Annotated in this window: 9 protein-coding genes and 1 tRNA gene; 7 read left to right on the forward strand and 3 right to left on the reverse strand. The window is 58.6% G+C overall.

Annotated elements, in window-relative coordinates; genetic code table 11:
• Nucleotides 1-176: 176 nt before the first annotated feature.
• Nucleotides 177-1,490, reverse strand: a complete 1,314-nt coding sequence (gene tgt, locus AH68_RS00305; RefSeq protein ID WP_039199614.1) for a tRNA guanosine(34) transglycosylase Tgt — start codon at nt 1,488-1,490, stop codon at nt 177-179.
• Between the two features lie 554 nt (nt 1,491-2,044).
• Here tgt and AH68_RS00310 point away from each other — a divergent pair.
• Entirely contained in the window at nt 2,045-4,036 is a 1,992-nt protein-coding gene (locus AH68_RS00310; protein ID WP_039196586.1) for a S1C family serine protease, read from the forward strand.
• A gap of 367 nt (nt 4,037-4,403) precedes the next feature.
• Nucleotides 4,404-6,950 (forward strand): HAD-IC family P-type ATPase, encoded by a 2,547-nt coding sequence (locus AH68_RS00315; protein WP_039196588.1) that lies wholly within the window; start codon nt 4,404-4,406, stop codon nt 6,948-6,950.
• Between the two features lie 42 nt (nt 6,951-6,992).
• On the opposite strand, the gene AH68_RS00320 is transcribed toward AH68_RS00315, so the two are convergent.
• Entirely contained in the window at nt 6,993-8,003 is a 1,011-nt protein-coding gene (locus tag AH68_RS00320; protein WP_039196590.1) for an asparaginase, read from the reverse strand.
• A 144-nt stretch (nt 8,004-8,147) separates the two neighbouring features.
• Nucleotides 8,148-9,653: an amino acid permease gene (locus AH68_RS00325; protein ID WP_039196591.1), complete on the reverse strand. Its 1,506-nt coding sequence runs from the start codon at nt 9,651-9,653 to the stop codon at nt 8,148-8,150.
• 251 nt (nt 9,654-9,904) lie between these two features.
• Here AH68_RS00325 and AH68_RS00330 point away from each other — a divergent pair, with 251 nt between their 5' ends.
• From AH68_RS00330 to yddG, 5 genes are all read left to right on the forward strand, one after another.
• A complete protein-coding gene (locus AH68_RS00330; protein ID WP_039196592.1) occupies nt 9,905-11,383 on the forward strand; it encodes an FAD-dependent oxidoreductase in 1,479 nt (492 codons plus the stop codon).
• A 193-nt stretch (nt 11,384-11,576) separates the two neighbouring features.
• A complete protein-coding gene (gene htpX / locus AH68_RS00335) occupies nt 11,577-12,665 on the forward strand; it encodes a zinc metalloprotease HtpX (RefSeq protein ID WP_039196593.1) in 1,089 nt (362 codons plus the stop codon).
• A 333-nt stretch (nt 12,666-12,998) separates the two neighbouring features.
• Nucleotides 12,999-13,072: transfer RNA gene (locus AH68_RS00340), tRNA-Gly, on the forward strand.
• A 231-nt stretch (nt 13,073-13,303) separates the two neighbouring features.
• Nucleotides 13,304-14,587, forward strand: coding sequence for a helix-turn-helix domain-containing protein (locus AH68_RS00345; protein ID WP_039196594.1), 1,284 nt, complete (start codon nt 13,304-13,306; stop codon nt 14,585-14,587).
• A gap of 67 nt (nt 14,588-14,654) precedes the next feature.
• Entirely contained in the window at nt 14,655-15,611 is a 957-nt protein-coding gene (gene yddG, locus AH68_RS00350) for an aromatic amino acid DMT transporter YddG (RefSeq protein WP_039196595.1), read from the forward strand.
• Nucleotides 15,612-15,633 lie beyond the last annotated feature (22 nt).

Genomic DNA, 15,633 nt, shown 5'->3' on the forward strand with positions numbered 1-15,633 from the left:
GCTGTGACCGATTCTGGAGAATCGGACACTCGTTGGGTTTAGGAAAGAGCTTGGGTGTCCTTATTCTCCCGAATCGGACACATGGGACGGGATACGGGGAGGCATGAAAAAGCGCCGACGGGGGTTCATCGGCGCTTGAGCTGTTTTCAGGATACTTAATCCGGAGTGGCTTTGCCTCAGCCCTTGGAGCCGTTTTCGTAGAACTTGGCGAGTGTCTCGTCGCGGAATTCGTTGAAATAGCCGCCGTCGATCGATGCGCGGATATCGTCGAGCAGTTTTACGAAGAAGTGCTCGTTGTGGATCGTCGCCAGCGTGAAACCGTTGAATTCGCGGGCGCGCAACGCATGGTCCACATAAGCGCGCGAATAGTGTGTGCAGGTGTAGCAGCCGCAGTCCTCCTCAAGCGGACCGAAATCGTGCTTGAACTGCGCGCGCTTGATGTTGTAGCGGCCGTGGCGCGTGAAGATCGCACCATTGCGGCCGCAACGCGCGGGGGCCACGCAGTCGAAGGTGTCGCCGCCGTTCTCCACGCAGGCGAAGATGTCGTCCACCGCAGCGATGCCGAGCACGTGACGCGGTCGGCTTTCCGGCATCGCATCGCAAATCCAAGCGCAAGTGTCGCCGATAATGCGCTTTTCAATCGCGCCGCCGATGCCGACGCCGTCGAAATCGAGCGAAGCGATCTGTTCGGCCGCATGCCTGCGCAAATCCTCATAATTCGCGCCCTGCACCACGCCATACAGCGCCTGATACGGCTTGCCGACGCGCTCTTCGGTAAGCCTCTTATGCTCGGCAACGCAACGTTGCGCCCAACGGTAGGTGCGTTCCACGGAACGCTCCTGGTAGCCGCGCGTGTTCATCAGTGTGGTCAGCTCGTCGAACGCGAACATGATGTCGGCGCCGATCTTATGCTGGATTCCCATTGAAATTTCGGCGGAAAAACGGTGCAGTGAGCCGTTGAGCGGCGATTTGAACGTTACGCCGTCCTCGTCTACGAACGCGAGGCGCTCCTTGCCTTCGGCGATCACGTCGTCTGATTTCATGCCGGTCACATCCATGGCGAGCGTTTTCTTGAAGCCCGCGCCGAGCGAAAGCACTTGGAAACCGCCGGAATCGGTGAAGGTCGGACCGTTCCAATTCATGAATTTGGCAAGGCCGCCGGCTTCGTCGAGCACTTGCTCACCGGGGCGTTCATACAGGTGAAACGCGTTGGACAGCAAGCATTGTGCGCCGAGATCCTTCATGGTTTCAGGCAGCACGGCTTTCATCGCGGCCTGCGTGGCCACGGGCACGAACGCCGGAGTGTGAATATCGCCGTGGGGGGTGTGAATGATGCCGGTGCGGCCGTATCGTGCGCCGCCGCGTCCCTTGCCGTCGGCCGCGTCGGGAAGGCGGGTTTTCTGCTCGAAATAGAAGGCGTCGCGGCGGCCCGGCTTGTCTGGTTCCGCTCCACGCGGATGTTCGATGAGGTTTTCGACTGGTGTCGCCATGTTCGCTGCGGCTGTTGCTGCGGTTTCGTGCGCCGCCGCGTTGATCTGTGGTTTGTTCAAGCTTGTCATGCTTTCAACTGTATGCGATAGCGCCGATTGCCGACGGTGGCTACGTCGTTCGCCGGCTGAATACGATTTTCCTTATATGTGGCAGATTCGTTCCGTTGAAAAATGTGATTTTCCTTATATGTGGCAGTTTTCCGAAAACAAGAGTCGTTAGGGGGTATTGAAACGACGTTTTGAACCCATCTATGCAGAGGGAAGTGCCACATATAGCGCAAATGAGTTTTTGCGTGGCTGCATTTCTGCCGCATATAGCGCGAATGAGTTATCGAATTTCTTGCGATGGTTGTGAGAAGGCGTATCGGCTGAGGTTTGTCAAGTTGCATCGCATAGCCTCTGGCATCGTATAGAGAGAACTGCCAAGAGATTCGGTCGTTACTTTCAACAAACATTCAGGAAACTTCCAGAGCGAGTATCTTTACTCGTAGATAGCAGTTCGAGCGGCACGATTGCTGATTTGTGAAATGCCGCGAGACGAATAAGGAGCGAAAATGGCTGAAGAGAACGACCAGAACGCCGTGCAGCCGCAGAATGACGAACAGCAGACCGTGCCGATGCCGCCGGTTGATGCGGAACAGACACAAACTTACGCAGGCAAGCCGTATGCTGCAGAGTCGGCTACCGAACCGATTAACGTGCAGGGCGGTATTGAGGATCAGCCGACGGCCGCCATGCCTGTTGCGAACGATGGCGCTTCGGCGGAATCCGCGGCTGCGGCGGGCGATACGCCGGATTATGCTTCCGCAGCGGGCGAACGTACCGTGGTTGGTGGTTCCGCGCAAGGTGCGCCGGCCCAGCAGTATCGTCCGGCACCGGAATATGGTGCGTACGGTCCCGTGCCGCCGCAGCCGGCTGATGATACCGCAGCCGCGAATGGCGCTGCGAACGGTACTGCGAATGGCGCACCGAACATGCCGCCGCAGCCGCAATATGGCATGCACGGGCAGGCTCCGCAGCGGCCTCGCAATCCTTTCTTCGGAAATCCGTATGTGGGTGGAAATCAGCAGAACGATCAGCAGAACGCGCAATCGAATAACGGCAATCCGTTCATGAGGCCCACGGCGCAAGGCGGTGCCGACGTGCCACCGGCCGGGCCGAATAATCCGAATAATGGCAACCCGTTTGGGAATCCGAATAACGGTAATCCGTTCGGTACCCCGCGGCAGAATGGCGCTGCAGCCAAGCCGAAGTCCGCTTCCGGCGTGACCGGGCATGTGATGACCGGCGTGGTGGCGGCGCTTGTCTCCGCGGTCCTCTGCCTTGGTGTCGGATACGCGGCAATCACCAATGGATGGGTGACCGTACCCACCTCCAGCTCACTGACCAGCGTGAAATCCAACACCTCCGGCTCCGGATCCGCACAAGCCAAGTCCGGCGAGGCCGCAGACTGGAGCGCAGTGGCGAAAGAAGTGTCCGATTCTGTGGTGTCCATTGACGTGGCGACCAGCGACGGCAGCGCCAAAGGCTCCGGCGCAATCATCAGCGCCAAAGGCTACATCGTTACCAACAACCATGTGATTTCCGGTGCGAAGCAGATTCAAGTGACGCTTGCCAACGGCACCATCTACTCAGCGCAAATCGTCGGCACCGACGCCACCACCGATCTGGCCGTAATCAAGCTCGACAATCCTCCGAGCGATCTGAAGGCCGCGAAATTTGCCGATTCCGACAATCTTGCCGTGGGTGAATCCGTGATGGCCATCGGCAACCCGCTCGGCTACGATGACACCGCAACCGTCGGCATTGTTTCCGCGCTCAACCGCCCGGTGACCGTAGCCGATGACAACAACAACGACATCGTCACCAACGCCGTGCAGATCGACGCGGCCGTCAACCCAGGCAATTCAGGCGGTCCGACCTTCAATGCGGCCGGTCAGGTGATCGGCATCAATTCGTCCATCGCATCCACCACAACGTCTTCCGGCACCGCCGGATCAATCGGCATCGGCTTCGCCATTCCGTCGAACCTGGTAAAGCGTGTGGCCAACGAGATCATCGACAACGGCACCGTGCGGCATGTGGCGCTTGGCGTCACCATTAAGAGCTCCACGGTCGAGGCGGACGGCGTGACCCGCGGTTGCACGCAGGTGCAGTCCGTGGTCGACAACAGTCCGGCGGCCAAGGCCGGAGTGAAGGCCGGTGACTCCATCGTGGCGTTCAACGGCAAGGCGGTGAACAACAACTATTCGCTGCTCGGCTACGTGCGCGCCTCCGCCATGAATGACAAGGTGACATTGACGGTCGTGCGCGACGGCAACACCATGGAGCTTGACGTGACGCTTGACCAGGAGGAATCCCAGACGAACTCCTCTAACAGCCAGAACCAGCAGAACAACGGCAATGATGGCCAGAGCCAGAACGGCAACGGCAATGGTTACGGTAATGATGGCAATAGCGGCAACGGAAATGGACAGAGTGACGGCAACGGTAGCAACGGCTACGGTGACGGAGGCGGCCTGTTCGACCCGTTCGGCCTGTGGTAAAGCGCGGCGGACCGCCGCGGCTGGCCGTGTATGGTTGCGGTCGGTCGCGGCGGGCTGCAATAAGGGTGATGACCACCCGATAGGCTGACGGCGAAGACGCGACTGGAGTTGCTTAATCGCAAGAACGTCTTGTGAATGTCATCGCAAGAACGGTAAAACCGCGGAAAATCAATAAAAGTTAAAAGCAGAAGCGGGACTGTGGCGAACAATCGCACAGTCCCGCTTTTCTATTTTTGGCAATCGCGACACGAAAATCGCAAATGTTTGCTACGCTAGAAATATCTTTTTACGCCGTGTATCGATGGCTCGCGCGGGCGAGGTGCCGATGGGTTAACAAGGCGTCCGATACGAGCGTAAGGAGATTCTCATGCGTAGAATCATCGATATTTGCTGGCGACTGTGCAAGCAGGTTCCGTTATTACCGATCACCATTCTGGCCGTGATTCCGTTGGCATTGCTGGGGGAGTGGAGACCGTGGGGCGAGGCTGCATGGGTTTCGTGGGTTTCTCACGATTTGCATGCTGGCTTCGGTTGGCTGAGCGCGTTTGATCCGGGTGTTGGACAGTGGATAGTGATTGCGCTGGTCGCATACACGATTGTGGTGACGGTGCGTGGCATGATCGACGATTTGCGGCACGGCCATGTTGGCGTTGATCTGCTGGCGGTCGTTGCGATTGCGTCGACGGTTGCAGTGCAGGAATATTGGGCTGCTTGGGCCGTGGTGCTGATGATCTCATCCGGCGAGGCGATCGAGGAATTCGCACAGTCGAAGGCCGAAAGCAACCTGACCGCGCTGATCGACGCGGCACCCCGAACCGCGCACGTGGTTGCGCTGCCGGGAGTGCGCGGGCATGTGCATGCGACGGGCAGCGAGCATACGGCCGACGTGACAGCCGACGGATTCCGTGCCGTCAGAATGTCCGATTCTGCGGAAACGGACAACCAAGACAGTGAAAAGCATGCTTATGTGTCCGATTCTGCAGAATCGGACAACCAGAGCGGCAAAACGCGTGCGCATGTGTCCGAATCTCCAGAATCGGACACAAAAGATGCTTCGCAAACGTATGATGCGGCTGGAGAGCGCTTCGAAACGGTCCCCGTCGATCAGGTGCGGCTCGGCGACGTGATTCTGGTGCTGCCTGGCGAAACGGTGCCTGTCGACGGCGAGCTGCTGTCGGGTGTGGCCACGCTGGACCTGAGCAACATCAACGGAGAGCCTGTGCCGCGTGAAGTGTATGCGGGCGCTCGCGTGATGTCTGGCGCAGTCAATGGCTCGACCACGTTGACCATGCGTGCCACACAACTTGCGCAGGATTCGCAGTATCAGAAGATTCTCGAGCTGGTTTCATCGGCGCAAGAGTCGCGCCCCGCTGTCGTGAAGACCGCGGATATGCTTGCAGTGCCGTTTACCGTGCTTTCGCTTGCGATTGCTGGGATTGCGTGGGCGGTTTCCGGATTGCCGTTGCGATTTGCGCAGGTGTTGGTCCTCGCCACGCCTTGCCCGCTGCTGATTGCCGCGCCGGTTGCGTATGTGGCTGGAACAGGGCGACTTGCCAAAGCGGGAATCCTGATTAAAGCACAGGACGTATTGGAAAATCTAGGTCGCGTATCGCATATTTTCTTCGATAAAACCGGCACGCTTACCGTCAAGCAACCGCAAGTCGTGCGCGTGGAGAAACCGTTCGAAACGAGTTCGCCGTTCAATGAAGACCATATTCTCATGATGGCCGGTGTGGTGGAAAGTTACTCGGTGCACATTCTGTCGAAAGGTATTGCGGCGGCCGGGCGCAAGGCTACGGATGACTTGTACGCGCGGTATGAGTCGGGGCAGCGGTTGTGCGCTGAGCGTGATCTGCCTGGGCACGGGCACGACTATCCGGTGGTGAAGAACATTGTGGAGGATTCAGGCAAAGGTGTTTCCGGCGAAGTGAACGGGCATCGGGTGCGTGTGGGGCGTTTTGCGTATGTGACGGCCGACGAAGCCGGATTCATGCCGGTGCTGCATGCGCCGAGTGAACGCTGGATGTCCGATTCTGCCGAATCGGACATCCAGAGGGCTGAAACGCGTGCTTACGTGTCCGATTCTCCAGAATCGGACACTCTAGGAGTACGAGACGGAATGTCCGACGATGCGCAGTCTACAGTTGTAACCCCCTTTGTTACCCCTTTCGCTGAGGTGTCGCAGACGACGCCCGTCCGCAAGTCCGAAACCGCAAACTCGCTGTTCGCTCCGCTTGCGCCGGACGAGATGGCCGCATACGTGGCGATCGACGGCAAACTGGCCGCCCGCATCGTGCTTCGCGACGTGCCCCGTGCGAATACGAAACGTTCCTTGGCCCGTCTGCATGAGCTTGGCGTCAAGGAACTGTCCATGCTGACCGGCGACAAGGCCGCATCCGCCCGCATCATCGCAAACGAGGTCGGTATCGATGACGTGCAATCCGAGCTATTCCCTGAAGATAAGGTTGCCGCTGTCAAAAACGCCACCGAGTCCACGCATCAAAACCAGTCCATGCCCGCCCGCATCATGCGGCGTATAACTGGCGAATCCAGGAATCGCCAAGTCACCATGATGGTCGGCGACGGCGTCAACGATGCCCCCGTACTTGCGGTCGCCGACATCGGCATGGCCATGACCGACGGCACGTCCACCGCAGCTTCCGAATCCGCACAGGTGGTCATCATGAATGATGACATCGCCTCTGTGCCGCGTGCCATCGCCATCGCACGTCGTACGAAAAACGTGATGCTTCAGGCGGTGTTGATCGGTCTCGGCCTCGCCGTCATCGGCATGGTAGCGGCCGCATTCAACCTGATTCCCGTGGTCGTTGGCGCATTCATGCAGGAGGCGATCGACGTGGTCAGCATTCTGTGGGCGCTCACCGTGCTTTTCGACCGCGGCGAATCCGCTTGATTCGCGGGGAGTGGTGTTAAGCGCGGCGCTTTGGGGAAGCGTTTACAACGAGCTTGGCGAGACTTCGCCAGCGATCGATGCGCGCATCCACTTGCCAAAGTCGGCTCCGGTCACGCCTTGCGACAGCAGGAACATGATTTTCGCATACGCGGCTTCCAGCGTCATATCACCGGATCCGATCGCGCCGGCGCGAGCGATCGCATCGCCCGTCTCGTAATGGCCGAGCAGCACTTCCGCCTGCTGACATTGCGACGCGATCACAACGGGAACATCGTCATGCAGCACGTCGGCAATCACGTCGGTCAATCCTGGTTCGTCGCTCGGCACATTGCCGACGCCGTACGCGCGCAACAATACCGCTTCCGGACGCGGCGTAAGCATCGCTTCCAATCGCGCCGCGGAAATGCCGGGCACCATATCAATCACGGCAACATCGTGACGGGAGTAAGGTTGAGGTGACGTCCAGCCGCAACCGGCCGAAGCGGTATCGCCCGCATACCAATGCCATGGCGTGCCCGTACGAGCCAGCGGTCCGACGGAAGGCGCCGAAAATCCTTCAAACGCCCAACTCGACGACTTGCTCACGCGATTGCCGGCAAACAGGTGATGTCCAAAAAACAGTCCCACACCGTGGAATCGTCCGCTCATCGCGGCGTTCAGCGCGCCCGTGACATTCGCAATGGCATCCGATTCGATTTTGCCGAGCGGATGCTGCGAACCCGTGAAAATCACCGGCTTGCCGAAATCGGCCAGTGCGTACGAAAGCGCGGCGCTCGAATAGCTCATCGTGTCGGTGCCATGCAGTACCACGAACGCGTCGGCATCATCGTGATGCGCACGCAAGTCATCAACCATCGTCTGCCAATTGTCAGGCGTCGCGTTCGACGAGTCGATAAGCGGATCAAGCTCGGTGAACGTGAACGGGCTTGCGTCCATGTGCGCGTCCTCCAACAGGCGGAACAGCCATCCGCGAGTGTCGGCGCCCGGAATCAGGCCGTTTGGCGAGTCGATCATGCCGATGGTGCCGCCGGTATATGTGATGTGAATGCGCATATTGCCACCTCTTATGATGAGGGCCCTCGCTCGATGAGGGCCCGATTGCAGTTATTGCGATTGTACGTTCGCCTGACGCCGAAGCATGCCGGAACGCTGGAATGTCGGCGATTGCCATCGACGCCAAGGCTTGCGATGACGTGCCTACTTGCCCGGCACTTCCGCGGTTTCCGGCACGTCGGCGGCATCGTTGTCGTTGTCGTCGAGCATCTCATCCATGAGATTGCCGTTGATGCGGCCGCGCACGTAGAACCATCCGGCGATCATGGCCACAACCACCACCGCGAACATGAGCAGCGTCCAACGGCCGGCCGCGCTGGTGAGATTAGACAGCACGACCACGGCGAAGAACAGCAGCGAGATGTAGTTGGTGCACGGGGCTCCCGGCATGCGGTACGCGGGGCGGGTCTCCTCGCCGGCCCTGACCTTCTTGAGGAAGGCGATATGCGTGACGAGGATGGCGGCCCACGTTCCTGCGATGCCGATGCCGGCGAGGTTCATGACGATTTCGAACGCGTCAGACGGCAGCACGGCGTTCAGCACAACGCCGATCAGACCGAGCGCGGAGGTGATGATGATGCCGCCGTACGGTACGTGATGCTTGTTCATGCGGGCCGCGAACTTCGGGCCGGAGCCGGCCACCGCCAAGGATCGCAGGGTGCGGCCGGTGGAATACAGGCCGGCGTTGAGCGAGGACAGCGCCGCGGTGAGCACGACCACCTGAATCACGTCTCCGGCGTGCGGAATGCCGATGCCGGAGAAGAACGTGACGAACGGGGATTCGTTGGAAGAGTAGGCGGTGTACGGCAGCACAAGAGCCATCAGCACGACGGATCCCACATAGAACACGAAAATGCGGATGATCATGGAGTTGATGGCCTTCGGCAATACCTTTTCGGCGTCCTTCGCCTCGCCCGCGGCCACGCCCACCATTTCGGTGCCGCCGAAGGCGAACACCACGCCCAGCGTCAGGGCGAACACAGGGGCGATGCCCTTCGGGAACAGGCCGCCGTTGTCGGTGATGTTGGCCACGCCGGCGTGGGAGCCGCCCACCGGAGCGCCGGTGACGATGGCCCAGATGGCGATGACCATGAACGCGATGATAGTGGCCACCTTGATGGCGGCGAACCAGAATTCCGCCTCACCGAACATCTTCACGCTCAGCAGATTCAGCACGAACACCAACGCCAGGGCGATCAGTGCCAACAGCCACTGCGGCACGCCTTGGAACGCCTTCCAGTAGTGGAAATACACGGCCACGGCGGTGATATCGGCCATGACGGTGACCGACCAGTCGAGGAAGAACAGCCAGCCGGTCACGTAGGCACCCTTCTCGCCGAGGAATTCGCGGGCATAGGAAACGAACGCGCCGGACGACGGACGGCGGATTGCCAGCTCGCCCAAAGCGCGTACCATCAGGAACGCGAAAATGCCGCAGACGGCGTATGCGATCGCCAAGCCGGCGCCGCCTTGCGCGAGACGGCCGCCCGCGCCAAGGAACAGGCCGGTGCCGATGGAACCGCCGATGGCGATCATCTGGATATGACGGGGCTTCAGATCCTTCGCATAGCCGGCGTCGCTCTTGTCGAGCTTGCGTACGCCGCCTTGCTCCGGTGCTTTGGATTGCGCCGAGTTGTTGGAGTCACTCATAATTCTTCTTCTTCGTGATACGGTGCGCGCCGCAATCGTAAATTTTCCCACCACAACGCGTTGCAGTGGCGGTGTCAATCGATTGACGGTGCATAGTGTCGCACATAGTATATGGTTTGTTTATTACTTACGGTGGTGTTCGCCGGCGATATGACCCCCGTACTCCGTCGGGCGCGCATGCGTGAGGAAGTCGCAAGAAAATACTCGTGCGCCCCTGTTGCAAATGCAGGGAATGCATTAGGCTAGAGCGCGTGACTGAAACTAATGAACTTCGTATTGCTGTAATCGGCGCCGGCCCTGCAGGCGTCTACTCCTCCGACATTTTCCTGCGCCAGTTGAAGAAGCTCGGCGAGGAGCTTGGCCTCGGCTCTGCCGCGCGCATCGACCTGTTCGAAAAGCTGCCTGTGCCGTTCGGCCTGGTACGTTATGGCGTGGCCCCCGACCACCCGTCCATCAAATTCATCGCGTCGGCACTCGAAAAGACGCTCGACAACCCCGACATCCACCTGTATTGCGACGTGGAATTCGGCAAGGACGTGACCCTCGACGAGCTGCTTGAGCGTTACGATGCCGTGCTGTTCGCCACCGGTGCCGTTGAGGACAAGCCGCTTGGATTGCCGGGCGCCGACCTGGATGGCGTGTATGGCGCAGCCAAGTTTGTGGAATGGTACGACGGTTATCCGACCGGCGCTCGCGAATGGCCGCTTGAAGCTGAGGAAGTTGCCGTGATCGGCGGTGGCAACGTGGCCATGGATGTGGCGCGCGAACTCATGCGCAATGCCGACGATCTGAAGGAACGCACTGATATTCCAGACAATGTGTACGAGGGCATCAAGGAGAACAAGGCTCGCGTGCTGCACCTGTTCATCCGTCGCGGTGTGGCGCAAGCCAAGTTTTCCGTGCAGGAATTGCGTGAGATGGAGAAGCTACCGGGAGTGCAGCTGATCATCAACGAAGACGATTTCGATTTAGATGAAGACACGATTGAAGAAGCCGGCAAGGATAAGCTGACCCGTCAGATGGTCGAAGAGCTGTTCACGATTCGTGAGATGGCGGAAGACATGGAAGATGACGGTGACGTGGATTACGAGGGTAATCCGGCTGATCGCAAGTATTATGTGCACTTCAATTCCGCGCCGGTCGAAGTGCTGGGCGAGGATGGCAAGGTCGTTGGCATTCGCGTGGAGAAGACCGAAACGTCGGCTGACGGCAAGATGAGCCGCACCGGCGAGTTTGAAGAGTATCCGGTGCAGGCCGTGTACCATGCGATCGGCTACAAGCCGGCTACCGCTCCGGGCATCGCGTACGACGAGCGTCACGCGCATCTGGCGAACGCAAACGGTGACGGACGCATCACCGTTGCTGCTAAGGCTGGCTCTGATGGTGCGGATGGTGCGGATGCTGCGGTTGAGGTGCGTGAGCGTCTGTATGCGACCGGTTGGGCGAAGTGTGGTCCGGTTGGTCTGATCGGCTCCACCAAGTCCGACGCGTTGCTGATCGTCACCAACATGCTGGAAGATCTGTCGAAGGCTGCCGAGGGTGGCCGTGTAGCCGCTGATCGTGATCCGGAATCCATCGACCGACTGCTGGAGTCGCGCGGTGTCAAGCCGATCGACTTTGCCGGTTGGAAGAAGATTGATGCGTTCGAACGCGCTGAGGGTGCGAAGGAAGGTCGCGAGCACAAGAAGGTCATCGACCCGAAGCAGATGCGCGCCTTGGCTCACGCCTAAGGTGGGTGTTTGGAGTCCGGTCCGATAGGTTTCAGGCTTTTTTCATGCGTCTTGGGTGTCCGCTTCTGGAGAATCGGACACCCGGGGAGAAGCTGAGCGTGCGAACTTCCGCAACTGCCCCTAGTCCTTTCCACGGCCCAGTCTCCAGCGCATATCCAGCAAAAACTCAGACTCCGTTTCTACGCTAGTGACCATGAACGGCAAATTGCAGGTGCATGGCCATTGCAATGGCTTGAAGACAACGCTGTTATTCGCGTTGATGTGGGGCGTCATCATGCTCATTTGGTGGGCGACCGGTGGCGGCCAGCGTACGCTTGGTATCTACATTCTCATCGGACTTGGCTCAACGTTCGCATCCTACTGGTTTTCCGACAAACTTGCGATCGCATCCATGCATGCGCAGGAAGTCAGCGAGCAGGAAGCGCCGGTACTGTACAAAATCGTGCGCGAACTGTCGGCGAAGGCGGGCAAGCCGATGCCGCGTATTTATATCGCCCCAACCATGAGTCCCAATGCGTTCGCAACGGGACGCAATGAACGTCATGCGGCGGTCTGCTGCACGCAGGGTATTCTACGGATGTTGAACGAACGCGAGATTCGCGGCGTGCTTGGGCACGAGCTCATGCACGTGTACAATCACGATATCCTGACGTCTGCGATCGCGTCCGCAATGGCGACGGTCATTTCGTATCTCGGCTATTCGCTCATGTATTTCGGTGGCGGCAATTCGCGCGACGATCGCAATGACTCGTCTTCTAATGGTCTTGGATTGCTGGGTGTGCTGTTGAGCACGATTCTTGCGCCAATTGCCGCTTCGCTTATTCAGATGGCGATTTCGCGTACGCGAGAATATGATGCTGACGAAGATGGTTCCATGCTTACGGAAGATCCGGAGGCGCTCGCGTCCGCATTGAATAAGATTTCGAACGGCGCTGAGACGATGCCGATGCAGAAGACTGCCGGTACGCAGTCGGTTGCTGCGATGATGATTGCGAATCCGTTTTCTGCGGAAGGTTTTTCTCGCCTGTTTTCCACGCATCCTGCGACTGAGGATCGTATTGCCCGGTTGATGCAGATGAGTCAGGAAATGCGGCAACAGGGCGTGCAATCGGGCTATCTGGCCGGCGGTTATGCGGCGAGTGGCGTTGCGGCGTCGAACATCCATCAGGGCGGAAGTTTAGGTGGGATGCAGTTCGGCTCGCAATATGGGTCTGCGCATGGCTCGGCAGGTTCGTATGGCGGATATTCGCGCGACTATTCGCAACGGTCTACGCGCGGCTGATTTCTGACGGACGTTTTTTGCCGATTTTTCCGACGATTGGATGGTTCGTCTTCGTGCGCTCCTTGTGCTTTCCCTTGTGTGTTCCGCGCGCAATCGCATTCAAAAACGCTATATGTGGCAGAAATGACGATTCAGTCAAATTGATTTGCGCTATATGTGGCATGTTTTCTCGGATATGTACCCCCGAAATCCTTTGATCAAGCCTTTTGACGGTACTTTTCCGTAAGAGTCTGCCACATATAGCGGAAATCACTTTTCTCAATCCGGACAATCTGCCACATATAGCGGAAATCACATGCTAAACTAATTGCGCGTGCCCAAAAGGCACATTTTGCGGATGTAGTTCATCGGTAGAACGAAAGCTTCCCAAGCTTTAGAGGCGGGTTCGACTCCCGTCATCCGCTCCATTCGAAACCCTTGGAATCGTTGGAATTCCAAAAGTTTTTCTATTGCCGTAAAAGACCCGTGAAGTCAACTTCGCGCCGCGCAACTGTCGGTTGCGTCGCAAAATTTGGTTGCGAATCGCAATGCAACCGAAAGATGGTGGCGTGGAACGCGACGCTTATGACAAGCTGTTGCTTGGCAATCGCCAATAATCGCAAGTCGAGGCGATATGGAAACTCGACGAAAGGGCGGACATGAGTTTCAAAGAGAATCTGCAGTATCTGTGCGGTTCGCGCAACATGACGCAGGAACAGCTGGCAATGCTGCTGGGCGTTTCCCGGCAGGCAATTTCGAAATGGGAGTCCGAGAAGGCATACCCCGAAATGGACAAGCTGCTGATGCTTTGCGACATGTTCGGCGTGACGTTGGATGATTTGGTCATGGGCGACGTGCGCGCGTCGGCAGGCTGTGGGGGTGCGGGACGCGTGGACTTGGCTGCTGATACGGATGGTGTGGCCGCGTCGGTTGGGGCGGCCGACGCTGCTGTTGGCGCGGTTCCGGGGGTAATCGGGTTTGCGGCATCGCAGGTCGCAGGAATGTCCGATTCTGGTGAATCGGACGTGAGGGATACGAATCCGAATGTTTGTGCGTCCGTTTCTGGTGAATCGGACGCACAAGGTGCCAAAACCGGTGTTCAATTGTCCGTTTCTCCAGAATCGGACACGCGAGATGGGATGGGCATTCCGCAAAGCGTGCCCCGACATATCGTGCAGGATGTGGTTGGCTACGACAGTCACATGAGGCGTTTTGCGTGGCTTATTGCGATTGGTGTGGCCGCAATCATCCTCGGCGTCGCGGTTGGCATGTTGTTTTCGCCGGAGGGGTCTGTCCTGGGGCCGTCGCCGGTGAACGACGTGCTGGTCACGGTATGCACGTTGGTTGGCGCGATTGTCGGTCTCGCTTTGCTGATACCGGCCGGAATCATGCATGGCGATTTCCGCCGTCGCCACCCGTATGTGCAGGATTTTTACACGGATGAGGACAAGTCACGTGCGTCGGTCGTATTGGCGATTGGTGTTGCGATTGGTGCCGTGCTGATTTTGGCGGGCGTGTGCGTGCGAGTGTTTTGTGACGAGCTTGTTGCCGACGGAGACGCGGGGTGGCCGGACAGCATTCTGCTGGCTTGCGTGGCCGCGGCGGTGTTCTGTTTCATTATGTCCGGGATGACGCATGACAAGGTGAATGTGGACAAATACAATCGTGAATCCGAAGAGGAAAGCGTGCGCGAGGGACGTTCCGTGCCGCACCCGACGATGAGCGAGTCGGACAGATTTTACAGCAGACTTGCCGGTGCAATTTGTGGCGTGATCATGTTGTTAGCGACTGTTGTCGCGTTGCTTATGCTTTTTCTTGGAATGGCGGGCAGTGATGTTGACGCGTGGATGAAGGTGTTCTGGGTCCCGTGGCCGATCGGCGGTGTGCTGTGTGGCGTCGTGGGCATCATCGTGCCATTGGTTAAGGAGGCCAGGCGGTGGTAAACCAACAAATAGTGTCCGTTTCTGCAGAATCGGACATGCGGGGTGGGCGGCAGGTAGGCTGGAATCCGTGAATACGGATCAGAAACTTCCCGCCGAATCCGCAGGCGAACGCCCCAGTAACCCCCTATTTGGTCATGCCATATCACACGCGGCGACACTCATCGGCCTGTTCGCAATCGTCCTGTGGGGCTTCATGGCCGGCCTCGTGCGACTCGTTTCCGAATCGTTCGGCGCCACGCTAGGCTCGGCGCTCATCTACACTGTCGGCGGTATGCTCCTGCTCATCGTGCGACGGCCGAAACCGATTAGCCAAGCGCCACGCAAGTACCTCGTCGCAGGCGGACTCATGTTCATCGCATATGAGGCGTCGATCTCGCTGTCGATCGGTCTGGCCACAACGAACGCGCAATCTGTGGAAGTCAGCCTCGTCAATTATTTGTGGCCGACGCTGCTGGTACTGATGACCGCCGCCGTGTCGCACAAACGCGGCTCGGTCTCCGAAGCGCTGCCGGGTGCAATCGTAGCCACCGTCGGCGTGGCAATGGCGGTCGGCGGTGAAAACCTTGACGTGCAGGAAGCGGTCGCCAATATCGCCAGCAATCCATTGCCGTACGCGCTCGCGTTCGCAGGCGCCTTTATTTGGGCGATTTACGCGACCGTGACGCCATCGATGTCCGGTGGTTACGATGGTACGACGATTTTCTTCTGTTGCGTTGCTGTTGTGCTGTGGATTATCCATTTCGTTTCGGGCGACGGTTTGCCAGCTGTAGCGCCTGGCATCGGCGGCTATATTGCGCTGCTCGCATGTGCCGCGTCGATTGCCGGCGGCTACGCGTGCTGGGGGTATGGCATGCTACATGGCAGTATGGAAACGCTTGCGATCGGTTCGTATGCGACGCCGCTGTTCTCCACTGCTTCCAGCACGCTCCTATTGGGTGTGGCGTTGGGCATGCCATTCTGGATCGGTGTCGCGCTGGTGGTGGTCGGCTCGCTGATCAACGTGTGGTTTGCGCGACGCCGCTGATTGTCCGATTCTGCAGAATCGG

Source organism: Bifidobacterium catenulatum PV20-2 (assembly GCF_000800455.1).
In the GTDB taxonomy this organism is placed as follows: domain Bacteria; phylum Actinomycetota; class Actinomycetes; order Actinomycetales; family Bifidobacteriaceae; genus Bifidobacterium; species Bifidobacterium kashiwanohense_A.

What these genes read in the sequence shown, in the direction of transcription:
- tgt (WP_039199614.1), bottom strand. Translation starts at nt 1,490, where the DNA reads ATGGCGACACCAGTCGAAAACCTCATCGAACATCCGCGTGGAGCGGAA.
- AH68_RS00310 (WP_039196586.1), top strand. Translation starts at nt 2,045, where the DNA reads ATGGCTGAAGAGAACGACCAGAACGCCGTGCAGCCGCAGAATGACGAA.
- AH68_RS00315 (WP_039196588.1), top strand. Translation starts at nt 4,404, where the DNA reads ATGCGTAGAATCATCGATATTTGCTGGCGACTGTGCAAGCAGGTTCCG.
- AH68_RS00320 (WP_039196590.1), bottom strand. Translation starts at nt 8,003, where the DNA reads ATGCGCATTCACATCACATATACCGGCGGCACCATCGGCATGATCGAC.
- AH68_RS00325 (WP_039196591.1), bottom strand. Translation starts at nt 9,653, where the DNA reads ATGAGTGACTCCAACAACTCGGCGCAATCCAAAGCACCGGAGCAAGGC.
- htpX (WP_039196593.1), top strand. Translation starts at nt 11,577, where the DNA reads ATGAACGGCAAATTGCAGGTGCATGGCCATTGCAATGGCTTGAAGACA.
- AH68_RS00345 (WP_039196594.1), top strand. Translation starts at nt 13,304, where the DNA reads ATGAGTTTCAAAGAGAATCTGCAGTATCTGTGCGGTTCGCGCAACATG.